This is a genomic window from Pseudomonas sp. Sample_23, from assembly GCF_004307595.1.
GTDB lineage: Bacteria > Pseudomonadota > Gammaproteobacteria > Pseudomonadales > Pseudomonadaceae > Aquipseudomonas > Aquipseudomonas atacamensis.
In genome coordinates, this window is sequence record NZ_RCNX01000033.1 from 114,329 (window position 1) to 135,766 (window position 21,438).

Here is a 21,438-nt window from a genome sequence, read left to right on the forward strand (position 1 = left end):
ACGATTGTTGCGGCCGGCAAAAATCCCCGTGGGAGCGAGCCTGCTCGCGAAGGCGTTATGTCAGCTGAATGATCTGGGCCTGACACTCGGTCTTCGCGAGCAGGCTCGCACACAAAGGAAACCCTCATTCGGCCTGGGGGATGTTGAAACCTTGAGCTTGCGGCTCGCGCCGAATCATCCGCTGCATCTTCCATTCAAACGCCAGCGTCAGGCTCACCGCCGCGCACGCCAGGCCCAACGCCAGACCCCACCAGACGCCCGTCGGCCCCCAATTGAGATGGAACGCCATCCACCACGCCGCCGGCGCGCCAATCAGCCAATAGCAAGCGAGCCCCACGAGAAACGTAGTCTTGGCATCCTTGAGCCCACGAATACAGCCCATGGCAATCGTCTGCGTGCCGTCGAACAGCTCGAACCACGCCGCTACGGCCAGCAGGCTCACCGCCAGACGGATCACCTCGGCAAACGCCGGATCGTTGTGGTCAAGGAACAGGCCGACCAACTGGTTCGGCCACAGCCAGAACACCAAGGCAAAGCCGAGCATCACCACGGCGCCGAAGGCGATGCCGACACGCCCGGACATGCGCGCATCGACCAGTTGCCCGGCGCCGTAGTGTTGGCCGACGCGCATGGTGATGGCATAGGACATCCCGGCCGGGACCATGAACGCCACCGACACGATCTGCAGGGCGATTTGATGCGCGCCCATCTGCGTACTGCCCATGGTGCCCATGCACAACGCGGCAAAGGCAAACAGCCCGACTTCCACCGCATAGGTGCCGCCAATCGGCAGGCCCAGACGCCACAGTTCTTTCAGGTATTGCCGGTTCGGCCGCGACAGGCCGGCGCGCAACGGATAAGCGTCATACGCCGGATGCCGGCGGATATGCCAGGCCAGCGCCAGTGCCATGCAGTTGGCGACAATCGCCGTGACCAGACCGATGCCGGTCAGACCCAGCTGCGGCAGGCCGAACATGCCGGTGATCAGCGCGTAGTTGAGCAGGAAGTTGGCCACCGTACCGGCGAGGCTGATGACCATCACTGGCGTCGCCCGGCCAATCGCACTGGTAAAACCGCGCAGGGCCATGAAGCTCAGGTAACCGGGCAGGGCGAAGGGCAGGGCGATGAGAAATTGCCCGGCGGCGTTGACGTTGGTTTCGGTTTGGCCGAACAGCAGCAACACCGGTTTGAGGTTCCACAACAACAGCCCGGCGCCGAGGGCCATCAGCCAGGCCAGCCACAGTCCGGCCTGGGTCAGGCGCGCGGCACCGATGATGTCGCCAGCACCCTGACGGATTGCCACCAGTGTGCCGACCGCTGCAATCACGCCGATGCAGAAAATCGACACGAACGAGTAGCTCGCGGCACCGAGGCCGCCACCGGCCAGCGCCTCGGGACTGAGGCGCGCCATCATCAGGGTGTCGGTCAGTACCATCAGCATGTGCGCCAACTGCGAAGCAATCAGCGGCCCCGCCAGCCGCAGAATGGCCCAGAGTTCGGTACGCACAGGATGCTGCATGGTCATCACCACCCAAATATCAGAGGAAGCAGAAGAGCGTCGATTCTCGGCGCTTGGCAGGCTTTGCACAAAGGGATAAAAAGGATGGGTGGCATGATTAATACTCATCCTGAATCGTCCTGCCGAATTGGCTGTATCCCCGCTATTGGAGCTTTGTGTATGTCCCGACGCCTTCCGCCGTTGTATGCCCTGCGCGCATTCGAAGCGGCAGCGCGACACAGCTCGTTCACCCGCGCGGCGGAAGAACTGTCGATCACCCAGAGCGCGGTCAGTCGGCACATGCGCACTCTTGAAGAACATTTCGCCTGCCGGCTGTTTCATCGCAGCGGGCGCAACCTGCAACTGACCGAATCGGCGCGGCTGCTGTTACCCGGTATCCGCGAAGGCTTTGCCGCCCTTGAGCGCGCCTGCAATACCTTGCGTGCCGAGGACGACATCCTGCGCATGAAAGCGCCATCGACCCTGACCATGCGTTGGCTGCTGGCGCGGTTGAGTCGCTTCCGCCATTTGCAGCCGGGCAATGAGGTGCAACTGACCAGCGCATGGATGGATATCGATTCGGTGGACTTCAACAATGAACCGTTCGATTGCGCGGTGTTGCTCAGTGACGGGCATTTCCCACCGGACTGGGAAGCGAGCCTGCTGTTTCCCGAGGAATTGATTCCGGTCGGCGCGCCGAACCTGCTCAATGACCAACCTTGGGACGTAGCGCGTCTGGCGGCTGCTGAACTGCTGCACCCGACCCCGGATCGCCGCGATTGGCGCAGTTGGCTGGAGCGCATGGGGCTGTCCGATCAGGTATCGCTCAAGGGCGGGCAAGTGTTCGATACGCTGGAGCTGGGCATGATCGCCGCGGCGCGCGGCTATGGCGTTTCGATGGGTGATCTGTTGATGGTCGCCGAAGACGTTGCGCAAGGACGCTTGAGCCTGCCGTGGCCGACCGCCGTCGCCAGTGGCCTGAATTATTACCTGGTGTGGCCGAAACCGCGTCCGGGAGGTGAACGTTTGCGCCGTCTCAGCGATTTTCTCCAAGGCGAAGTACGCGCTATGCAATTGCCGGCGGTAGAGCGCTTGAGCTGAAACGTTCGAGCCGGCACAATGCCACTACTGCGCCATACCCACGCAATCCGCTCAAGTATTCGGATTTTCCGCCGACTACGAGCATGTGGAACCGTCGTGCCGGTTCCGCGCTACCCCCATTATTAGAATATTTTCCGGGCAATTACCGCGATCAAGGAGGATTCGGTGGCTCGGCCAGGAGCTGTTCATGTCTCAACCTCGTGCTCGGATCGCCTCGCAGCTGGGCCTTGCCCTTGCTGTGATACTGGCGATAGTCATCAGCGGCAGTACGGTGTTCGCCTTGCGTTCGCTGGATTCCGCCAACCTCGCCACCCGTGAAGAGCATCTGGCCAGTGAGGCCCGGCTGCTGGCCGATCAACTGAGTACCTTTCACGGTACGCTGCGTGAAAGCACCCTGCGCCTGAGCGGGCTGTTCGAAAAGCGCTTCGGCAGTGGTTTGAGTGTGCACCCCGATCAGCCAGTGACCGTGGCCGGCGTGCAGACTCCGGGCCTGCATCTGGGCAACGAGGTGCTGAACAACAACTTCAAGGAAGTTGACGAGTTCAAGCAGATGACCGCTGGTGTGGCCACGGTATTCGTGCGCAGCGGCGAAGACTTCATTCGCGTCAGCACCAACGTCAGCAAGCAGGACGGCACCCGTGCCATTGGCACCGTGCTCGATCATGCCAACCCGGCGTACGCGAAGTTGATGGCGGGGCAGAGTTATGTCGGCCGCTCGTTGCTGTTCGAGCGCTACTACATGTCGCAGTACACCCCGGTGCGCGATGCGGGCGGCAAGATAATCGCCGTGCTGTACGTCGGCTTCGACTACACCGATGCGCAGAACGCGCAGTTCGCCAATCTCAAGCGCTTCCGCATTGGCAAGACCGGCTCGCTGGCGCTGCTCGACGAGCAGAACAAATGGCTGGTGCCGATTGCCGGCGTCGAAAACCTGGATCAAGCCGCCCCGACCATCAACAACCTGGTGAAAACCCCGGGCAAGGGTGAGTTCTGGAGCGACAAGGGCGAGGACTTCTACAGCATCGCCGTGCCGTTCGAAGGTGGCCCGTGGTCGGTGGTGGCGAGCATGCCGAAAGCCGAGATCCGCGCGGTGACCTGGAGCGTCGGTACGCAACTGGCGATCGGCAGCCTGCTGGCGATGTTGCTCGCGGTCGGTTCCGTGGTCTGGCTGCTGCGCAGCAAACTCGCACCGCTGGGCGATCTGGTGCGTCAGGCCGAAGCCTTGGGCGCGGGTGATCTGAGTGTGCGGCTGAACGTATCGAGCCACGATGAAATCGGTCAGCTGTCCCGCGCGTTCAACCAGATGAGCCAGGCGCTGTCGACCATGGTCGAGCACATCCGCCGCGCTTCGGAAGAGGTCAACAGCCGTGCGCAGGCGCTGTCCGGTTTGTCCGGTGGTGCTTACGAAGGCATGGAGCAGCAGTCGGGCGAAATCACCAGCATGGCCGGTGCCGTGGAAGAGTTCAGCGCCACCTCGCTGAACATTGCCGACAACATGGGTGCGACCCAGCGCCTGGCGCAGGAAAACGCTCAGCAGACCCAGATCGGCCGCAGCTCGATGGAAGAAGCGTCGTCGTCGCTGGAGCAGATCGCTGGCGCGCTGAACAGCACCGCCAGCGTGATCAACACGCTGGGGCAGCGCTCGCAGGAAATCGGCGGCATCGTGGGTGTGATCACCTCCATCGCCGAGCAGACCAACCTTCTGGCACTTAACGCAGCAATCGAAGCTGCCCGTGCTGGTGAGCAGGGGCGCGGTTTTGCCGTGGTCGCGGACGAAGTGCGCAGCCTCGCCTCGCGTACCCGTCAGGCGACCGATGAAATTTCCAGCATGATCCACAGCATTCAGCAGGAAACCGGCAACGCGATCAGCACCATGGAGCAGGGCAATGTGCTGATGCAGGAAGGCCTGTCGCGCAACGCCAATGTCGCCTCGGCACTGGCGCGGATCGATGAGCAGAGCCGTTCGGCAGGCCAGCAGTTCGCCGCGATCACCACCGCCACTCAGGAACAAAGCAGCACTGCGACGTTGCTGAGCAGCAATTTGCAAAGCATCGCCTTGGCCAACAGCGAGCAGCGTGAGGTGGTGTCAAACCTGGCTGTCACCGCTAAAGAGCTGGAGAAGCTGGCGGCGGATCTGCGTTCCGAGGTTGACCGCTTCCGTTGATGCATCTTTGAAACAGCTATCGCGAGCAGGCTCACTCCCACAGTAGTCGGCGTAATTCACAAATATTGTGAAGGCCCGAAATCCCTGTGGGAGCGAGCCTGCTCGCGAACGCCTATCACCGACAGCTTCTTTGGACTTGCTGAAACGTTTCCGCAGCGCTATAAAAATGGCACAACTCCAATAAAGGCTGCTGCCATGACCCCGCTCAAACTCCTCGTCGCCCTCGGCGCGTTCTCTGCCGCTTCCCACGCCATGGCCTGGGACTATGTCCTGCTCGACGCCAACACTCCGGCAAAAAACTGGACGATCACCAGCGAGCAACTTGGCGTAAAAACCGCCAAACCGTTCTCCGTGACCCTGCGTACCCTGCATGGCGGTCGTCAGGAGGGCGTCAGCATTGTCGATATCGATAACGGCACGATGAAACTCTCGGTAGTGCCGACCCGTGGCATGAACGTGTTGCAGGCTTCGGTGGGCGACGTGCGGATGGGCTGGGATTCGCCGGTCAAGGACGTGGTCAACCCGGCGTTCATCGAACTCAACGGTCGCGGTGGCCTGGGCTGGCTCGAAGGTTTCAATGAACTGGTCACCCGTTGCGGTTACGAGTGGGTTGGCCATCCCGGCATGGACAACGGCGAATTGCTGACCTTGCACGGTCGCGCCGCCAACATCCCGGCCAGCACCGTCACTTTGCACATCGACGAGAAGCCGCCGTATGCCATCACGCTGCGTGGCGAGCTGAAAGAGCAGGCATTCAAGAAAGTCGATTTCTCGGTAGCGACCGAACTTGTCACCGAACCGGGCAGCGCCAGCTTCGCCCTCAACGACACCCTGACCAACAACGGCGACTATGCGAAGGAATATCAGGCGCTGTATCACAGCAACTTCAGCACGCCGTTTCTTGAGCAAGGGGCAAAATTCGCTGCGCCGGTGAAGCAGGTGTCGCCGTTCAACGACAAGGCCAAGGGCGATCTGCCCGACTGGCAGACCTATCGCGGGCCAACCAAGGACTACGACGAAACTGTCTACAACGTCGTGCCGTATGCGGACGCCAAGGGTGACACCCTCACCGTGCTGCACAACAAGGCCGGTAGCCTCGGCGTATCCGTTGGCTTCAATATTCAGCAGTTGCCAGTGTTTTCGCTGTGGAAAAACACCGACACCCAAGGGCAGGGCTACGTCACCGGGCTGGAGCCGGGAACCAGTTTCTCCTACAACCGTCGCTATCAGCGGCCGTTGAATCTGGTGCCGACCATTGCCCCAAAAGAACATAAACAGTTCCAGATCAGCTACAGCCTGCTGGCCGACAAAGGGGCGGTGGACAAGGCCCTCAAGCGCGTGACCGAGATTCAGGCCGGGCGCGACACTGAAGTGCGTCAGGCACCGCTGGTTGATCTGACTGAGCATTAAGGTGTCGCCGGCCGGTATTGCAGTGCCTCGGCCAGATGCTCGCGGGTAATCGCATCGGCCTGTTCAAGATCCGCCAGCGTGCGCGCGACCTTGAGCAGGCGATGCGCCGAGCGCAGCGACAGGATCAATCGCTCGCAGGCCGCTTCCAGCCATTTTTCATCGGCTGTGGATAACTTGCAGTGACGCTTGAGCCCCGGCAGATCGAGAAACGCATTGGCACAGCCCTGACGTTTCTGCTGGCGCTCCCGCGCTTCCGCCACCAACGCCGCAGCGCTGGCGCTGTTTTCGCCTGGCTTGGCTGCCGGATTCAATGCGGTTGCCTCCCGCGCCACGGTCAGGTGCAGATCAATCCGATCCAGCAGCGGCCCTGACAGCTTGTTGCGATAGCGCTGGACCATGTCCGGTGTGCACGAGCATTTGCCGCTGGGCTCGCCAAGATATCCACACGGACATGGATTCATCGCTGCCACCAATTGAAACCGTGCGGGGAAACGCACGCGATCCTTGGCCCGGGCGATGACGATATGCCCGGACTCCAACGGCTCGCGCAGGACTTCCAGAACCTTGCGATCAAACTCCGGCAACTCATCGAGAAACAGCACGCCGTGATGGGCGAGGGTGATTTCGCCGGGTTGCGGTTTCGAACTGCCACCGACCAGCGCCGGCCCGGAAGCGGAATGGTGCGGTTGGCGGAAGGGGCGTTGCGGCCAGTGAGTCAGAGGCACCCCGCTGGCGACCGATTGAATCGCTGCCACTTCCAGCGCCTCACATTCGGAAAGCGGTGGCAGCAGGCCCGGCAGACGGCTGGCCAGTAATGTCTTGCCCGTCCCCGGTGGCCCGCTGAACAACAAATTGTGCGCGCCTGCTGCGGCAATCAGCAGTGCGCGTTTGGCGGCTGTCTGACCCTGCACCTCGTTGAGGTCGGGATAGGGTTTGGCCGCGTGCATCAAACCATCGGATACGTAAGGCTCGACCGGCGTATGCCCATTGAAATGCGCCACCGCTTCCAGCAAGTGATCGACTGCGAACACTTTCAGCCCCGAAGCCAGGCACGCCTCTTCCGCATTAGCTCGAGGCACCACCAACGCCCGCCCGGCCTTGCGCGCCGCCAGTGCCGCCGGCAGCACGCCACGCACTGGTCGCACGGCACCGGACAATGCCAATTCACCCAGACATTCCACCTCGTCCAGCGTCAGACACGGCACCTGCACGCTGGCCGACAAAATCCCCAAGGCAATTGCCAGATCGAAGCGCCCGCCATCCTTGGGCAGATCCGCCGGCGCCAGATTCAAGGTGATCCGCCGCGCCGGAAATTGCAGCCCGGAATTGATGATCGCACTGCGCACCCGATCCTTGCTCTCCTTCACCGCCGCCTCGGGCAGGCCGACCATGGTCAGCGACGGCAGACCGTTGGCCAGATGGACTTCGACGGTGACAGCGGGGGCTTCCACGCCAATCTGGGCGCGACTGTGGACAATGGAGAGGGACATGGTCGTTCCTTGAGCTGAATCGGGGAGCCGCTTCCTGCGGGTTTTTGAAGGGTAGTAGGGCGATGCCATTTTAGTGGGGTGAGTGGAGCGCAAAAATTTCGCAGGATGTTGCCGCAAGAAATGCCAGGAACTCGCCAGGGCATGGCAAACGGGAATAGGGGAGAGTTTGTGTAGGAGATAGCAACGGGTTCAGTAAGAACCAGCAAGCATGCGTAGTCCGTTTCTGAAAGTCCTGAGAGAACACCCAAATCGCAAGATCATCCGTTTGCGCTAATGATTTTCACGAATAAACTCAGCGTTAATGCATAACGTTAAGCTTTAAACTATGATCGTTAGCTTCAGATGTCCTGAAACCGAATACCTGTTCCGAAGTGGTAAAACCCGTTTCTGGTCAGCCATATTGAGTGTCGCGGAACGTAAGCTGACGATGCTTGATGCGGCAGCTGCGTTGGCTGATCTCCGATCTCCTCCCGGAAATCGGCTCGAGTCTCTGGGAGGCGATCGGAAGGGGCAATGCAGTATTCGTATCAACGCCCAATGGCGAATTTGCTTCGTCTGGGGCCTGAATGGGCCCGAGGATGTTGAAATCGTCGATTATCACTGAGGTGAATATGACCAAGAATGGTATGCGTCCGGTCCATCCCGGCGAGATCCTCAAAGAGGAGTATCTGGAGCCTTTGAGCCTTACAGCCGCTGCGTTGGCGAGAGCATTGAGCGTGTCTACTCCGACGGTGAACGATATCGTTCTACAGCGCCGGGGCATCAGCGCTGACATGGCTTTAAGACTTTCAATCTGTCTGGACACCACTCCTGAGTTTTGGCTGAACCTCCAATCGACCTACGATCTGCGAAAAGCCGAAATTGAAAGAGGAGCTGCAATCCGTGATCAGGTCGAGCGGCTGGCACATTGCGCTTGATAGTGAATCTAGGCAGTGGAGCTGAAGGCTGCTTGAAGGAAAACGCTTGAAGGTTTTTTTTCGACGCCTTTAAAGCTGAAGAGCGTGCCCAACCTTCACTGTCAGTAGTGGTGCTATTCAGCCGGCGGATTCAGTTTCGCCTCCATCTCCGCCACCTTCGCTTCAAGACTCTCAAGCCGTGCCCGCGTGCGAGCCAACACCACCATCTGACTATCAAACTCTTCCCGGCTGACCAGATCGAGTTTGCTGAAGGCACTTTGCAGCAGCATTTTGAACTGGCTTTCGATTTCGGCTTTCGGCAGCGGGGTATCGCCGCTGAACAGGCGGGAGGCGGTGCCGCTCAGGGCGTCGAGGAAGTCTTTGGGCGCGAGCATGGGGAATGTCCTGGAAACAATGGCCGGCAGTGTATCACGCAGTGTCTATAGTCAATCCCGTTGCACGGATGCACGCTTTTCGCGCAGGGGGACGGACGGTGGCGCACCGTTGTTGTGCGTATCGGCAAAAGCTTTTCTGCCCGAGCGCGTGCAACGGGGGCCAAGCGATTGAAATGCAGGGTTTTTGCCGAGCTGGCAAGGTTTCTGCTTAGTCACCCTCGACCCATGCACTGATGCAGTCGCTGTGACGAATGCAGTGCGGCAGACGAAGCGGGGAGTTTCGTCTGATGCGGTTAGCTGGCGTCAACGATGCGTTACAAAGCCAGGCACTGCGCTTAGACTTGAGACGGGTTTGTTTTCCTGGGGCAAGTCCACCAATTCGGGAGAGAGTTTCATGAAGCTAGTCACTGCCATCATCAAGCCGTTCAAGTTGGACGACGTGCGCGAGTCGCTGTCCGAAATCGGCGTGCAGGGCATTACCGTCACTGAAGTCAAAGGCTTCGGCCGGCAGAAGGGTCACACCGAGCTGTATCGCGGCGCGGAATATGTGGTCGATTTTCTGCCCAAGGTGAAAATCGACGTGGCCATCGACGACAAGGATCTGGATCGGGTTATCGAGGCGATAACCAAAGCGGCCAACACCGGCAAGATCGGTGACGGCAAGATCTTCGTGGTCAATCTGGAACAGGCGATCCGCATCCGTACCGGCGAAACCGATACCGACGCGATCTAAGCGCCGCCACAAACCCAACGCCCCAGGAGAAAACAATATGACTCTGCGTAAATTCGCAGGGCTAGGCGCCCTGTTGTCCATCGTAATGCCCGGCATCGCCATGGCGGCAGACGAAGTGGCAGCGCCAGTCCTCAATTCCGGCGACACCGCCTGGATGCTCACCTCGACAGCGCTCGTGCTGTTCATGACCATCCCCGGTCTGGCGCTGTTCTACGGCGGTATGGTTCGCTCGAAAAACATTCTTTCCGTGCTGATGCAGTGCTTCGCCATTACCGGTCTGATCAGCATCCTGTGGGTCATTTATGGCTACAGCATTGCCTTCGACACCACCGGCATGGAGCAGGGCGTCGTCAACTTCAATTCGTTCTTCGGCGGCATGGGCAAGGCGTTCCTCGCCGGTGTCACGCCTTCGAGCATCACCGGCCCGGCGGCGCTGTTCCCTGAGGCGGTGTTCATCACCTTCCAGATGACCTTCGCGATCATCACCCCGGCGCTGATCGTCGGTGCGTTCGCCGAGCGCATGAAATTCTCCGCGATGCTGATCTTCATGGGTATCTGGTTCACTCTGGTTTATGCACCGATCGCGCACATGGTCTGGTCCGGTAACGGCGGCCTGATGTGGGACTGGGGCGTGCTCGACTTCGCTGGCGGCACCGTGGTGCACATCAACGCCGGTATCGCCGGTCTGGTCGCGTGCCTGGTACTGGGCAAGCGCAAAGGCTTCCCGACCACACCAATGGCTCCGCATAACCTCGGCTACACCCTGATGGGCGCGGCGATGCTGTGGGTCGGCTGGTTCGGCTTCAACGCCGGTTCCGCTGCTGCTGCCAACGGCACTGCCGGTATGGCCATGCTGGTTACCCAGATCGCCACTGCCGCTGCGGCACTGGGCTGGATGTTTGCCGAGTGGGTCACCCACGGCAAGCCAAGCGCACTGGGTATTGCTTCGGGTGTGGTCGCCGGTCTGGTCGCGATCACTCCGGCCGCTGGCACCGTGGGCCCGATGGGTGCACTGGTGATCGGTCTGGCCGCAGGCGTGGTGTGCTTCTTCTGCGCCACCACCCTGAAACGCAAACTCGGCTATGACGACTCCCTGGATGCCTTCGGCGTGCACGGTATCGGCGGTATCCTCGGCGCGATCCTCACCGGTGTGTTTGCCGCACCGGCACTGGGCGGCTTCGGCACCGTGACTGACATTGGCGCGCAGGTCTGGATTCAGATCAAAGGCGTCGGCTTCACGGTGATCTACACCGCGATCGTCACCTTCATCATCCTCAAGGTGCTGGACGCCGTCATGGGTCTGCGCGTAACCGAGGAAGAAGAGTCGGTCGGCCTCGATCTGGCACAACACAACGAACGCGGCTACAACCTGTAAGTACGCGCGATAAAAAAATTGCCCGGTTCGCCGGGCATTTTTTTGTCCGGGATTTGTCATTCAGGGAGCGGCTGAAAGGATTTTTCTTACGGCTTTGGTCGTCTTTACGACGAGGCTTTTTCTGCGGGCAATCGCTTACATCGCTGCAGGAATATTAGGGCCTTTGTTTTTTTTCAGAGCACGCTAGAATGCGCCCCGAACGAGCGGAGAACTGTATGTGGCAACAGACTCTGATAACCCTGCGGGCAAGGCCCCGGGGCTTTCATCTGGTGACGGACGAGTTGCTCGCAGGCTTGCCTGAACTCAAGGCCTGTCGGGTCGGTCTGTTGCATTTGTGGCTGCAGCACACGTCGGCGTCGTTGACCATCAACGAGAACGCCGATCCGGCAGTTCGTCGCGACTTCGAACGATTTTTCAATCGTCTGATCCCACAAGGAACGGACGGCTACGAGCACAACGACGAAGGCCCGGATGATCTCCCGGCGCACTTCAAGGCCAGCGTGCTGGGTTGCCAGATCAGTCTGCCGGTTGCGGCTGGACGGCTGGCCCTGGGTACCTGGCAAGGGATTTATCTGGGCGAGCACCGTGATCATGGCGGTGCCCGTAAAGTCCTCGCCACCTTGCACGGTGAACAGGCATGAGCCGCTGCCGGGCAGCGGCAGAAGATTTTTCAACGGCGGCTTCGACAGTCGCCAAAGCTGGTCTATAACTAATCTGCTTTTGGCAAGTCATGAGGTAGAACATGAGCGACGATGATCTGGAAAACGACGACCTCGAAGTAGGCGACGAAGACGAGGCCGAGGAAGGCCTGGAAGCGGCAGCGGAAGACGTTGCCGAAGATGATGGCGGTGACGACACGCCGGCCCCGGCTGCCAAAGGCAAAGCCAAGGCTGCGGTATCGGTCGACGAGTTGCCGAGCATCGAAGCCAAGAACAAGGAGCGTGACGCCCTGGCCAAGGCCATGGAAGAATTCCTTGCGCGCGGCGGCAAGGTGCAGGAAGTGGAGGCCAACGTGGTCGCCGATCCGCCCAAGAAGCCGGATAACAAGTACGGCAGCCGCCCTATCTGAGGCGCGTCGCTCGCTTGCTGAAAAAGCCCGCCGTCGCTGCGGGCTTTTTCATGCCTGAAATAAATCCGTTGAAAACAAATGCAGTCCCCTGTGGGAGCGAGCCTGCTCGCGAAGAGGGCATGTCAGCCGACATACATGTTGGATGACACACCGCATTCGCGAGCAGGCTCGCTCCCACAGGGCTGTAGATCAGTTCGAGGAAGCATTCCAGCGGGAGAGGACGGCTGGCAGTTCAGTGAGGCTGCGAATTTCCGCATCCGGCAAGCGCTCCGCTTCCCAGACCTTGCCCGTCGGGTTGAACCACACCGCGCGCAAGCCTGCCTGCTGAGCGCCGGCAATGTCATCGCCAGGATGATCGCCGACATGCACCGCCGCTGCGGGGCTTACACCGCCGCGCTGCAACGCTTCATGAAACAGCCGCGCATCCGGTTTGGCGATGCCGATGTCTTCGGCGCACAAGGCGAACTTGAAGTAATCCGCCAGCCCCAGCCGACGCACGTCGGCATTGCCATTGGTGACCACGCCGAGGGCATAGTGATTGGCGAGCAGCTCCAGCAGCGGCTCGACTTCCGGGAACACTTCGATCTGATGCCGCGCATGCAGGAACACTTCAAAAGCCTTGTCAGCCAGCTCCGACGCTTCGCCGTGGGCATACCCGGCTTCTTCCAGCGCATGGAACAGCACACGTCGGCGCAGCGCGCTGATGCGGTGTTTGAGGCCCGGTTCGCCCGCCAGCACTCGCTCGCGAATCGACCACAAATGCTCCACCGGCACCGCGCCCAGGTTCGACGCATGCTCGCTCAGCCATTCGCGCAACACGGTTTCGGCGCTGGCGATCACCGGCGCGGTGTCCCACAGAGTGTCGTCGAGGTCGAAGGTGATCAACTGAATGCTCATGAATCATCGCCTTTCATGCGTTTGGCCCGGGGATGGGCGCTGTCGTAGACCGCCGCCAGATGCTGGAAGTCGAGGTGGGTATAGATCTGCGTGGTTTTGATATCAGAGTGACCGAGCAATTCCTGCACCGCGCGCAGATCCTGTGAAGACTCGAGCAAATGGCTCGCGAACGAGTGCCGCAGCATGTGCGGATGCAGGTTCTGCCCCAGCTCGCGCTCGCCAGCCAGTTTGACCCGCACCTGAATCGCCCGGGGGCCGAGACGCCGACCTTGCTGGCTGACAAAAACCGCATCGTCCGCCGGGTTGGTCATGGCTCTAAGCGGCAACCAGTGTTCCAAGGCTTCGCGGGCCTTGGTGCCAACCGGCAACAGCCGGGTCTTGCTGCCCTTGCCGAGCACCTGAACCATGCCGTCGGCGAGGTCGAGTTGATCGAGATTGAGCCCGGTCAGCTCGGACAGGCGCAGGCCAGAGGAATAGAACAGCTCGAGAATCGCCTGATCGCGCCGGGCGAGAAAATCGTCCTCGACCGCACCTTCAAGCAGCTGCAATGCGCGGTCGGTATCAAGGGTTTTCGGCAGGCGCCGTTCGCCTTTCGGCGGGGCCAGGCCGGTGGCCGGGTCGTGGTCGCACAGGCCTTCGCGGTTCAAGTAGTGATAGAGCCCGCGCACCGCTGAGAGCAGGCGGGCGAGGCTGCGCGAGGACTGGCCTTGCGCATGCAACCGGGCGATCAGGCTGCGCAGACGCTGGATGTCCAGCGCGGCCCAACTGCCGATGTTCTGCTTGATGCACCAGCCGAGGACTTTATCGAGGTCGCGGCGATAAGCCGACAGGGTGTGCGGCGACACCTGTCGCTCACTGCGCAGATGTTCGCAGTAAGCGTCCAGTTGTCGTTCCATGGTCAGCGTACCGAGCGCAGCGAGCTGTTGACCCGTGGCAGCACGCGGCCCATGACCTCGGCGATGTAGCTCAGGAACAGGGTGCCGACCGAACTCTTGTAATGCTGCGGGTCACGGCTGGCGATGGCCAGGATGCCGTGAATGCCCTGATGGCTGACGGCAACCACGGCGGTCGAGCCGATCTGCTGGCGCTGTTCTTCGCCGAAGAGGAAGTCCAGCTCATGTTCACGCAGGCTGCCGCTGACGCTTTTGCCTTCGGTGAGCAGGCCGCCAATCGCGGTTTGCGCATCGGCGTGGGTTACCCAGCGGCCGACCGGGGCCGGGTTGTCGCCGAGCAGGATCAGGCTGACGAAGGGCACCTGGAAATCCTGACGCAGGCTGTCTTCAACGCTGATGACCACGTCTTCCAGGGTCGATGCATCCATCAGCGCTAGGATCAGGCGGCGGGTTTTTTCAAACAGGCGATCGTTGTCGCGGGCCACGTCCATCAGATGCGAAAGGCGATGGCGCATCTCGATATTGCGGTCGCGCAGGATGGTCATCTGCCGCTCGACCAGCGACACGGTGTCGCCACGTCGGTGCGGAATGCGCAGCGACGGCAGCAGCTCTTCGTGCTCGACGAAGAAGTCCGGATGAGCCTCCAGGTAGGCGGCAACCGCGGCCGCCTCAAGGCTCTCTGACGCTGATTCGTCGACTGGTCGGGCGGGTACCTGTGGCTTGTCGGTCATGATTTCTGCTCGCTCAAAGACGCACTTGTCCTTCGTATACACGCACTGCCGGACCGGTCATCAACACCGGTTCGCCCGGGCCGGCCCACTCGATGGACAGACGCCCGCCGGGCAGGTCGATCAACAGCGGCGAATCCATCCACCCCTGACTGATGGCTGCCACCGCCGCCGCACAGGCGCCGGTGCCGCAGGCCTGGGTTTCCCCGGCGCCGCGTTCCCAAACACGCAGTTGCGCGCGATGGCGGTCGATGACCTGAAGGAAGCCGACATTGACCCGCGCCGGAAAGCGCGGATGGTGCTCGATCTTCGGCCCCAGTTCATGCACCGGTGCGCTGTTGATGTCGTCCACGCGAATGACCGCATGGGGATTGCCCATCGACACGGCGGCCAGTTCGACCGTGGTGCCATCGACGTCCAGCGAATAGCTGCTGGCCTGCGCTGGCGCCTGGAATGGAATGTCCGCCGGCACCAGCCGCGGCGCGCCCATGTTCACGCCGATCTGGCCGTCGTTACGCACGTCCAGTTCGATGATGCCGCCCTTGGTCTCGACGCGGATCTGCCGTTTGGCGGTCAGACGCTTGTCGAGCACGAAGCGGGCGAAGCAGCGCGCACCGTTGCCGCACTGCTCCACTTCCGAACCGTCGGAGTTGAAGATCCGGTAGCGGAAATCCACATCCGGGTTGCTCGGCGCTTCGACGATCAGCAACTGGTCGAAACCGATCCCGGTGTGGCGGTCGCCCCATTGCTTGGCGTGTTTGGGCTGAATGTGCGCGTGCTGGCTGACCAGGTCGAGGACCATGAAGTCGTTGCCCAGGCCGTGCATTTTGGTAAAACGCAGCAGCATGGGTTACTCCGGCAGCAGGCTTTCGCCGGCAAACAGCTCGGCCACGGTTTCGCGGCGACGCACTTCAAAAACCTGATCACCATCAACCAACACCTCAGCGGCACGGCCACGGGTGTTGTAGTTGGAGCTCATGACGAAACCGTAGGCACCGGCCGAATGCACTGCCAGCAAGTCGCCCTCTTCCAGCGCCAGCTCGCGGTCCTTGGCGAGGAAGTCGCCGGTTTCGCAGATCGGGCCGACGATGTCGTACTTGCGTGCAGCGCTGTCGCGCGGTTTCACCGCGGTGACGTCCATCCACGCCTGATACAGCGCCGGACGGATCAGGTCGTTCATCGCCGCGTCGACGATGGCGAAATCCTTGTGCTCGGTGTGCTTGAGGTACTCGACCTGGGTCAGCAGCACGCCGCCATTGGCAACGATGAAGCGACCCGGTTCGAACACCAGCGCCAGATCACGCCCGTCGAGACGCTCGCGCACGGCTTTGATGTAGTCGGCAGCCAGCGGCGGCTCCTCATCGCGATAACGCACGCCCAGGCCACCACCAAGATCGATGTGGCGCAGGTGAATGCCGCAATCGCCCAAGCGGTCGACCAGATCGAGCAAGCGATCCAGTGCATCGATGAACGGCGGCAGGGTGGTCAGTTGCGAACCGATGTGGCAGTCGACACCGACCACTTCCAGGTTCGGCAGATGCGCGGCGCGCACGTACACGTCTTCGGCATCGGCAATGGCGATGCCGAACTTGTTCTCTTTCAGACCGGTGGAAATGTACGGATGGGTGCCGGCATCGACGTCCGGGTTCACGCGCAGCGAAACCGGGGCGCGAACACCCAGCTCGGCGGCGACCACTTGCAGGCGCTCGAGCTCGTCGGTGGATTCGACGTTGAAGCAGTGCACGCCGACTTCGAGGGCGCGGCGCATGTCGTCACGGGTCTTGCCGACGCCGGAGAAAACGATCTTGTCGGCGCTGCCACCAGCGGCCAGTACACGTTCCAGCTCGCCACGGGAAACGATGTCGAAACCGGCGCCGAGACGGGCCAGGACATTCAGTACACCGAGGTTGGAGTTGGCTTTGACCGCGAAGCAGACCAGATGCGGCATGCCGGCCAGCGCATCGGCGTAGGCCAGATACTGCGCTTCGATGTGGGCGCGCGAGTAGACATAGGTGGGCGTGCCGAAGCGGTCGGCGATGGCGGACAGCGGCACACCTTCCGCGAACAGCTCCCCGCCACGGTAGTTAAAAGCGTCCATGGCGATCCCTTAGTAAACGTCGTGCTTGTGAGCCTTGGATGGCTGCTTCTGCGAAGACTGGGCTTGTTCGGCCGGGTCCTGGTCGTCATCGGGCAGGTACAACGGGCCTTTTTGACCACAGGCCGAAACCAGGCAGGCAACCGCGACGAGCGCAGCAAGGGAAGAGATCAGGCGCTTCATGGCGAAATCCTTGAAAATGCGTTAATTGCGCCGGAGTATACCGGCCACCCGGCAGCTTGCCTATGCGAGGGGGTTCCCGTCCGGCGGGGCTTGCTGGATACCGGATGGATACCTGCAATACCTGTGGGAGCGAGCTTGCTCGCGAAGAGGTCGTCACATTCGATATGTTTGTTGCCTGACACACCGCTTTCGCGAGCAAGCTCGCTCCCACGGGGGCGGTGTTGGATGGGCCGACAGGTGCTTGGTCGTTAATCTTTGCAATCGGCCGGCAGCGTCCGTATCTTTCGGCGCTTGAGCCTGATCAGACATTTTTGAGGTTGCCGCAATGAGTTTGTCCGAAGCCCGTTTCCACGATCTGGTCGATGAAACCCAGGAAAAACTGGAAGACATATTTGACGAAAGCGATCTGGACATCGATCTGGAAAGCTCGGCAGGTGTCTTGACCGTCAAGTTCGAAAACGGCTCGCAGCTGATCTTCAGCCGCCAGGAGCCATTGCGTCAGCTGTGGCTGGCGGCCGTGTCCGGTGGTTTCCACTTCGATTATGACGAAGAAAGCGAGCGCTGGATGTGCGACAAGAGCGAAGAGCAATTGGGCGAAATGCTTCAGCGCCTCGTCAAGCAGCAGGCTGGCGCCGAATTCGATTTCGAAGGTCTGTGATTTGTGACGGATACCGCGCCTGTTCGCCCGCCGAAACCGCTCTACAGCAACGTCAGCCCGGCGGTGCCTTCGCCGTGCACGGGCGTATGCCGATTGGACGAACAGAAAGTCTGTCTCGGCTGCGCGCGCCACGTTGAAGATATTCGCGAATGGCGCTCGGCCGATGATCAACGGCGCCGGGTGATTTGCCAGCAGGCTGCTGCCCGCCAAAATTCTGTTTGATACCCCATTGTGGCGAGGGGATTTATCCCCGTTGGGTCGCGTAGCGGCCCCAAAATCTATACGGCTGCTGCGCAGCCGAACGGGGATAAATCCCCTCGCCACAAGGGTTTCACCCAGGCAAAAAAGGGCGTGACTTGTATATTTTTTGAGCTGTGATAGTGTCCGCGAACGCCTCAAACCACCGAGGCACGGTGAAAACCCCGTCTTTTTTGGCGGGGTTTTGCTTTTTTTGTGCAGAAGAAAGGAGTCTGCCTGGATCATGACCGCACCTTCCATCACCCTTACCCGTCTGGACGTGCAACGTCTGCAGCGCCTGATCGACAACCTGATCGATAAAGACCAGGCAGCGCCGGGCGTGATTGCGCTGCAAACCGAGCTGGACCGCGCCGATACCGTGGTCGGCCACGATGAAGTGCCCGCCGATGTCGTGACCATGAATTCCCGCGTGCATTGCCGCGAAGAAGGCAGCGGCAAGGATTACCACCTGACGCTGGTCTATCCCAAGGACGCCAACGCCGATGAAGGCAAGATTTCCATTCTGGCGCCGGTCGGCAGTGCGCTGCTGGGTCTGAAGGTCGGTCAGCACATCGATTGGCCGGCCCCGGGTGGCAAGTCGCTGAAACTGACCTTGCTGGAAGTGGAATCGCAACCGGTCAACGGCGGCGCCTTTCCCGAATAAATTCCCGCTTCAAACCTGTTCGAGCGCTTCATTCAACGAGCGCTCCAGGTCTGCCTTGTAGCGCAGATACAGATTGCTTGAACTGTGCCCGTCACCGAGCAGCCCCGACAGGTCGAGGTCGGTGATGTAGCAGCGATAGCGTTCGGTCTCGCGGCGCTGCTCGACGATCTCTCGGGCGACCACGCTGAACAACTGGTCGCCATGCTCCAGCTCGCTGAATTCGCGCTGATTGCAATACAGGGTGACCTGCACTTCGCCGGGCGCGGCTTTACCGATGATCGCCTGTACGTCATAGAACGGTTTGTTCACCGGGGTCTGCGGTGCCGGCCGGGTTTCGACCCTGCGCGAGCGCCCCGGGCCTGACGGCAACAGCTGGTAATACAAAGTCTCGGGGCTGCCTGCAGGGCCACCGTCCATCGGCAATTGCGCTTCACGGCGGTACTGGATCGATTGCAGAAAACGCTGCAGCGGTACCAGCAGACTCTGCTCGTCGTGGTACGGCAGTTGCTGCTGCCACAGCGCATTGAATTCATCCAGCACGTACAGCTCGGCCTGCTGTTCGCTGATGCGGTAGAACACCTGAATGCACTCCGGCTGACCCATCGGCAGGATCAGCGCGAGGTCATGGTCCTCCAGCGCCATCGGGTCGAGGTGCAGCGGGCTGTAGCGCGGTTGTTCTTTGCCCAGATAATCGAGCAGTGCCGGCAGAGTGGCGAGGGCGACATGGTTGACCTGACCCGGCACCAGCTCCAGCACGTGATAGTGCTGCTGCACCTGAATCAGGTAGCGGTGATTCAACTCGCTGAGCAACAGGGTCTGCGCGGTGTCGACGATTTCCTCGACGCGGCGGGCAATGAATTGCGCGCGGTTGTGGCAGAAGCAGCGCACTTTCAGCGACGGCTGCACAGGGCCGCGCGGCAGGTTGTTGAGGTAATCGCGCAGGCAGTCGAGCAGCGCATGCTGGCCGTCGAAACGATTGACCAGCACTTCGTTCCAGCTGTTGAGCGTGACCTGATCGAGGGTCAGCACCAGGTTCTCGCGCACACCGGCATAGCTCAGCGAGTCGGTGCGTTCGGTGGTCATCAGGATGTTCAGATCACGGTGATGCTTGAGCGGGTCGACGCCGACGTTGATCAGCAGCAGCACTTCGCTGGGCACGGCGGCGCGCAGCAACGCCTCTTCGGCCACGGTGGGCAAGGGCAGGGCGATGCACTGCTGCAGGCTGCCAAGCAGGTTGAACAGCTCGAACTCGCTCAAGTCGCTGGTGCCCGGATGCAGGGCCAGGCGGGTGCTGCTGTCGATCACGCCGTTGCGGTGGCACCAGGTCAGCAGTTCAAGCAGCTCGCGACTGCGCTTGATCGGTGCGAAGTGTTCCCACTCCAGTGCCGTCAGGCTGCCGTTGTACAGGCCCCACTGGGTCTGCCCCGGCTCCTTTTTGTTCGGCGACTGCACCAGGGTCAGGGTGTCTTCGGCCAGATCCGGGGCAATGCCCGGATTGATGAACTCGACCTTGTCGGCCTTGCGCTCGAACGCTGCGTACAGGCGCCGGCCGAGGACATTGAGGTCGCGCTTGTTGATCAGGCTGACAGTCTGTTCGCTGCGGGCGAACTGGGTCAGGAAGCGATAGCTGTAATTGAGTTCATTGACCAGCGCGCGGCGCTCGGCGCTGACCTGGCGGACTTTCCACTGACTGCGGCTGTCGAGCAGCGCCAGTTGCCGTTGATCCCAGTGCCACTCGCCAGCCAGGCGTTCGAGCAGTGTGCGTTGCCAGCCCTGGCTGCGGCTGTTGCCGGTGAGCTTGCGGTTGACCTTCAGATACAGCGCGCGGCGCACCAGCTCAAGACGTTCCGGCTCGTTCCGGGCGAGCAGGTATTCCTCGATACGCCGGTACACCACCATGTACGGGTCCAGCTCATCGAGATCGAGCTGATTGGCGAACACGGCTTTCTTGAAGCGCAGGCTCAGGCACTGCACGTGCGGATGTTCGCTGGCGTACACCTCGGTCAGCAGCAGTTTGAGCACTGACTTGTAGGGCGATTCGATGCCTTTGAACAACTGCCACAATCCGGCGCCGATGAATTCCCCGGGCGGAATGGTCGCCATCGGCCCGAGATCCAGGGTTTCGTCGGCGCGAATGAAGCGTTTGGACAGCAGGGTGTAGGTGTAGGCGTCGTAGGCTGTTTCTTCATAGACCGGCACCAACCACCAGATCGGCGTGCGCCCGGCCAGCCAGATCGCCGTGCGATAAAACTCGTCGAGCAGCAGATAGTGCTGGGTGCTGCCGCAGTTGTCCGAACTGAGCCTTGAATCGCGTTCGCCTTTGACGAAGCGCGCCGGGTCGATCAGGAAGAAATGCGCTTCGGCACCCTGGCTCGCAGCCCAGGCTTCCAGCAATTGGCACTTCTTGCTCAGCTCGGCGAGCTCGCTTTCGCTCAGATCCGGCCCATGGCAGACCCACACGTCCATATCGCTCTGATCGGCCTGGGCCAGCGTGCCGAGGCTGCCCATCAGGAACAGGCCGTGGATCGGTCGCGGCGGGTTGCTGCCGTGGCGCGGCCTGTAAGAGAACGAGCGAGTCAGGCGCTGCGCCTCGGTCAGCGCATTGGCGTCCGGCTCATAATTCGAAAGCCCCGCCGGCGTACTGCCCGAGACATAGCCGGGCAGCAACGGATGATTGACGTGAAAGAACAGCGGCAACAGCGTCAACACGCTTTGCTGGCGCGTCGACAAGCCTTCGAGAGCGCGGCCGAGGCGGCCTTCATTGAGTTTGAGAAAACGTGCGCGCAGTTGGCTGAGTACCTTGCGGTCGATGCCTTCGTCCAGGTCGGGGCGGATTTCGTGGGTGCGGGTCATGTCAGCTCAAACCGGCTTGCAGGCTCGGACGTAGAGGGTCTCGGAATGGCCGCAGTTTAGCCGCTGCGCGGCAGGACGTTTAAGCTGAATTTGTTTTTT

22 protein-coding genes are annotated in these 21,438 nt (G+C 61.0%); 12 read left to right on the forward strand and 10 right to left on the reverse strand.

Features of this window, described 5'->3' with window-relative positions; genetic code table 11:
* Window positions 1–124: 124 nt before the first annotated feature.
* Window positions 125–1,519, reverse strand: coding sequence for a NorM family multidrug efflux MATE transporter (locus D8U82_RS07305; RefSeq protein WP_056791616.1), 1,395 nt, complete (start codon window positions 1,517–1,519; stop codon window positions 125–127).
* 159 nt (window positions 1,520–1,678) lie between these two features.
* Here D8U82_RS07305 and D8U82_RS07310 point away from each other — a divergent pair, with 159 nt between their 5' ends.
* The 3 genes from D8U82_RS07310 to D8U82_RS07320 all read left to right on the forward strand — a co-directional run bounded on the left by D8U82_RS07310 (window position 1,679) and on the right by D8U82_RS07320 (window position 6,173).
* Window positions 1,679–2,599, forward strand: a complete 921-nt coding sequence (locus tag D8U82_RS07310) for a LysR substrate-binding domain-containing protein (RefSeq protein ID WP_016772577.1) — start codon at window positions 1,679–1,681, stop codon at window positions 2,597–2,599.
* A gap of 187 nt (window positions 2,600–2,786) precedes the next feature.
* Window positions 2,787–4,763 carry a methyl-accepting chemotaxis protein gene (locus D8U82_RS07315; protein WP_016772578.1) on the forward strand — a complete coding sequence of 659 codons (1,977 nt, stop codon included), beginning with the start codon at window positions 2,787–2,789 and terminating at the stop codon, window positions 4,761–4,763.
* 195 nt (window positions 4,764–4,958) lie between these two features.
* Window positions 4,959–6,173 carry an aldose 1-epimerase family protein gene (locus tag D8U82_RS07320; RefSeq protein WP_130889072.1) on the forward strand — a complete coding sequence of 405 codons (1,215 nt, stop codon included), beginning with the start codon at window positions 4,959–4,961 and terminating at the stop codon, window positions 6,171–6,173.
* Here D8U82_RS07320 and D8U82_RS07325 read toward each other — a convergent pair.
* Complete coding sequence (locus D8U82_RS07325; protein WP_071172128.1) at window positions 6,170–7,663, reverse strand: YifB family Mg chelatase-like AAA ATPase; 1,494 nt, start codon at window positions 7,661–7,663, stop codon at window positions 6,170–6,172. The genes D8U82_RS07320 and D8U82_RS07325 overlap by 4 nt on opposite strands.
* Before the next feature lie 325 nt (window positions 7,664–7,988).
* Between D8U82_RS07325 and D8U82_RS07330 the strand changes: the two genes are divergently transcribed.
* Complete coding sequence (locus D8U82_RS07330; protein WP_082228595.1) at window positions 7,989–8,267, forward strand: type II toxin-antitoxin system RelE/ParE family toxin; 279 nt, start codon at window positions 7,989–7,991, stop codon at window positions 8,265–8,267.
* A 7-nt stretch (window positions 8,268–8,274) separates the two neighbouring features.
* Window positions 8,275–8,580, forward strand: a complete 306-nt coding sequence (locus D8U82_RS07335; protein ID WP_039757791.1) for a HigA family addiction module antitoxin — start codon at window positions 8,275–8,277, stop codon at window positions 8,578–8,580.
* Window positions 8,581–8,693: 113 nt separating this feature from the next.
* On the opposite strand, the gene D8U82_RS07340 is transcribed toward D8U82_RS07335, so the two are convergent.
* Window positions 8,694–8,954 carry an accessory factor UbiK family protein gene (locus D8U82_RS07340; protein WP_016772581.1) on the reverse strand — a complete coding sequence of 87 codons (261 nt, stop codon included), beginning with the start codon at window positions 8,952–8,954 and terminating at the stop codon, window positions 8,694–8,696.
* 394 nt (window positions 8,955–9,348) lie between these two features.
* Here D8U82_RS07340 and glnK point away from each other — a divergent pair, with 394 nt between their 5' ends.
* The 4 genes from glnK (at window position 9,349) to sutA (ending at window position 12,131) form a co-directional block, all read left to right on the forward strand.
* Window positions 9,349–9,687: a P-II family nitrogen regulator gene (glnK, locus tag D8U82_RS07345; RefSeq protein ID WP_002555808.1), complete on the forward strand. Its 339-nt coding sequence runs from the start codon at window positions 9,349–9,351 to the stop codon at window positions 9,685–9,687.
* A 37-nt stretch (window positions 9,688–9,724) separates the two neighbouring features.
* Window positions 9,725–11,062 (forward strand): ammonium transporter, encoded by a 1,338-nt coding sequence (locus D8U82_RS07350; protein WP_041476939.1) that lies wholly within the window; start codon window positions 9,725–9,727, stop codon window positions 11,060–11,062.
* Window positions 11,063–11,277: 215 nt separating this feature from the next.
* Window positions 11,278–11,703, forward strand: a complete 426-nt coding sequence (locus D8U82_RS07355) for a secondary thiamine-phosphate synthase enzyme YjbQ (protein ID WP_016772582.1) — start codon at window positions 11,278–11,280, stop codon at window positions 11,701–11,703.
* 101 nt (window positions 11,704–11,804) lie between these two features.
* Window positions 11,805–12,131: a transcriptional regulator SutA gene (gene sutA, locus D8U82_RS07360; protein WP_016772583.1), complete on the forward strand. Its 327-nt coding sequence runs from the start codon at window positions 11,805–11,807 to the stop codon at window positions 12,129–12,131.
* A 189-nt stretch (window positions 12,132–12,320) separates the two neighbouring features.
* Here the strand turns inward: sutA and D8U82_RS07370 are convergent, their stop codons facing one another.
* Genes D8U82_RS07370 through D8U82_RS07395 form a run of 6 tightly spaced genes read right to left on the reverse strand, consistent with a single transcriptional unit; the run spans window position 12,321 to window position 16,927 of the window.
* A complete protein-coding gene (locus D8U82_RS07370; RefSeq protein ID WP_122698695.1) occupies window positions 12,321–13,028 on the reverse strand; it encodes an HAD family hydrolase in 708 nt (235 codons plus the stop codon).
* Window positions 13,025–13,924 (reverse strand): tyrosine recombinase XerC, encoded by a 900-nt coding sequence (gene xerC / locus D8U82_RS07375; RefSeq protein WP_024014773.1) that lies wholly within the window; start codon window positions 13,922–13,924, stop codon window positions 13,025–13,027. Before xerC ends, D8U82_RS07370 begins: the two co-directional genes overlap by 4 nt.
* 2 nt (window positions 13,925–13,926) lie before the next feature.
* On the reverse strand, window positions 13,927–14,652 hold the full coding sequence (locus D8U82_RS07380; protein WP_024014772.1) for a DUF484 family protein: 726 nt from the start codon (window positions 14,650–14,652) through the stop codon (window positions 13,927–13,929).
* A gap of 13 nt (window positions 14,653–14,665) precedes the next feature.
* Window positions 14,666–15,496, reverse strand: a complete 831-nt coding sequence (gene dapF, locus D8U82_RS07385; RefSeq protein WP_016772587.1) for a diaminopimelate epimerase — start codon at window positions 15,494–15,496, stop codon at window positions 14,666–14,668.
* A 3-nt stretch (window positions 15,497–15,499) separates the two neighbouring features.
* A complete protein-coding gene (gene lysA, locus D8U82_RS07390; RefSeq protein ID WP_130889073.1) occupies window positions 15,500–16,747 on the reverse strand; it encodes a diaminopimelate decarboxylase in 1,248 nt (415 codons plus the stop codon).
* A 9-nt stretch (window positions 16,748–16,756) separates the two neighbouring features.
* Entirely contained in the window at window positions 16,757–16,927 is a 171-nt protein-coding gene (locus tag D8U82_RS07395; RefSeq protein ID WP_016772589.1) for a lipoprotein, read from the reverse strand.
* Between the two features lie 325 nt (window positions 16,928–17,252).
* Here D8U82_RS07395 and cyaY point away from each other — a divergent pair, with 325 nt between their 5' ends.
* From cyaY to rnk, 3 genes are all read left to right on the forward strand, one after another.
* Entirely contained in the window at window positions 17,253–17,585 is a 333-nt protein-coding gene (gene cyaY, locus D8U82_RS07400) for an iron donor protein CyaY (protein WP_041476930.1), read from the forward strand.
* Between the two features lie 3 nt (window positions 17,586–17,588).
* Window positions 17,589–17,807 carry a DUF1289 domain-containing protein gene (locus tag D8U82_RS07405; protein WP_122612293.1) on the forward strand — a complete coding sequence of 73 codons (219 nt, stop codon included), beginning with the start codon at window positions 17,589–17,591 and terminating at the stop codon, window positions 17,805–17,807.
* 259 nt (window positions 17,808–18,066) lie between these two features.
* Window positions 18,067–18,486, forward strand: coding sequence for a nucleoside diphosphate kinase regulator (gene rnk / locus D8U82_RS07410; RefSeq protein WP_110644490.1), 420 nt, complete (start codon window positions 18,067–18,069; stop codon window positions 18,484–18,486).
* Between the two features lie 9 nt (window positions 18,487–18,495).
* On the opposite strand, the gene D8U82_RS07415 is transcribed toward rnk, so the two are convergent.
* On the reverse strand, window positions 18,496–21,339 hold the full coding sequence (locus tag D8U82_RS07415) for a class I adenylate cyclase (RefSeq protein WP_130901955.1): 2,844 nt from the start codon (window positions 21,337–21,339) through the stop codon (window positions 18,496–18,498).
* Between the last annotated feature and the right edge of the window lie 99 nt (window positions 21,340–21,438).

What these genes read in the sequence shown, in the direction of transcription:
- D8U82_RS07305 (WP_056791616.1), bottom strand. Translation starts at nt 1,519, where the DNA reads ATGCAGCATCCTGTGCGTACCGAACTCTGGGCCATTCTGCGGCTGGCG.
- D8U82_RS07310 (WP_016772577.1), top strand. Translation starts at nt 1,679, where the DNA reads ATGTCCCGACGCCTTCCGCCGTTGTATGCCCTGCGCGCATTCGAAGCG.
- D8U82_RS07315 (WP_016772578.1), top strand. Translation starts at nt 2,787, where the DNA reads ATGTCTCAACCTCGTGCTCGGATCGCCTCGCAGCTGGGCCTTGCCCTT.
- D8U82_RS07320 (WP_130889072.1), top strand. Translation starts at nt 4,959, where the DNA reads ATGACCCCGCTCAAACTCCTCGTCGCCCTCGGCGCGTTCTCTGCCGCT.
- D8U82_RS07325 (WP_071172128.1), bottom strand. Translation starts at nt 7,663, where the DNA reads ATGTCCCTCTCCATTGTCCACAGTCGCGCCCAGATTGGCGTGGAAGCC.
- D8U82_RS07330 (WP_082228595.1), top strand. Translation starts at nt 7,989, where the DNA reads ATGATCGTTAGCTTCAGATGTCCTGAAACCGAATACCTGTTCCGAAGT.
- D8U82_RS07335 (WP_039757791.1), top strand. Translation starts at nt 8,275, where the DNA reads ATGACCAAGAATGGTATGCGTCCGGTCCATCCCGGCGAGATCCTCAAA.
- D8U82_RS07340 (WP_016772581.1), bottom strand. Translation starts at nt 8,954, where the DNA reads ATGCTCGCGCCCAAAGACTTCCTCGACGCCCTGAGCGGCACCGCCTCC.
- glnK (WP_002555808.1), top strand. Translation starts at nt 9,349, where the DNA reads ATGAAGCTAGTCACTGCCATCATCAAGCCGTTCAAGTTGGACGACGTG.
- D8U82_RS07350 (WP_041476939.1), top strand. Translation starts at nt 9,725, where the DNA reads ATGACTCTGCGTAAATTCGCAGGGCTAGGCGCCCTGTTGTCCATCGTA.
- D8U82_RS07355 (WP_016772582.1), top strand. Translation starts at nt 11,278, where the DNA reads ATGTGGCAACAGACTCTGATAACCCTGCGGGCAAGGCCCCGGGGCTTT.
- sutA (WP_016772583.1), top strand. Translation starts at nt 11,805, where the DNA reads ATGAGCGACGATGATCTGGAAAACGACGACCTCGAAGTAGGCGACGAA.
- D8U82_RS07370 (WP_122698695.1), bottom strand. Translation starts at nt 13,028, where the DNA reads ATGAGCATTCAGTTGATCACCTTCGACCTCGACGACACTCTGTGGGAC.
- xerC (WP_024014773.1), bottom strand. Translation starts at nt 13,924, where the DNA reads ATGGAACGACAACTGGACGCTTACTGCGAACATCTGCGCAGTGAGCGA.
- D8U82_RS07380 (WP_024014772.1), bottom strand. Translation starts at nt 14,652, where the DNA reads ATGACCGACAAGCCACAGGTACCCGCCCGACCAGTCGACGAATCAGCG.
- dapF (WP_016772587.1), bottom strand. Translation starts at nt 15,496, where the DNA reads ATGCTGCTGCGTTTTACCAAAATGCACGGCCTGGGCAACGACTTCATG.
- lysA (WP_130889073.1), bottom strand. Translation starts at nt 16,747, where the DNA reads ATGGACGCTTTTAACTACCGTGGCGGGGAGCTGTTCGCGGAAGGTGTG.
- D8U82_RS07395 (WP_016772589.1), bottom strand. Translation starts at nt 16,927, where the DNA reads ATGAAGCGCCTGATCTCTTCCCTTGCTGCGCTCGTCGCGGTTGCCTGC.
- cyaY (WP_041476930.1), top strand. Translation starts at nt 17,253, where the DNA reads ATGAGTTTGTCCGAAGCCCGTTTCCACGATCTGGTCGATGAAACCCAG.
- rnk (WP_110644490.1), top strand. Translation starts at nt 18,067, where the DNA reads ATGACCGCACCTTCCATCACCCTTACCCGTCTGGACGTGCAACGTCTG.
- D8U82_RS07415 (WP_130901955.1), bottom strand. Translation starts at nt 21,339, where the DNA reads ATGACCCGCACCCACGAAATCCGCCCCGACCTGGACGAAGGCATCGAC.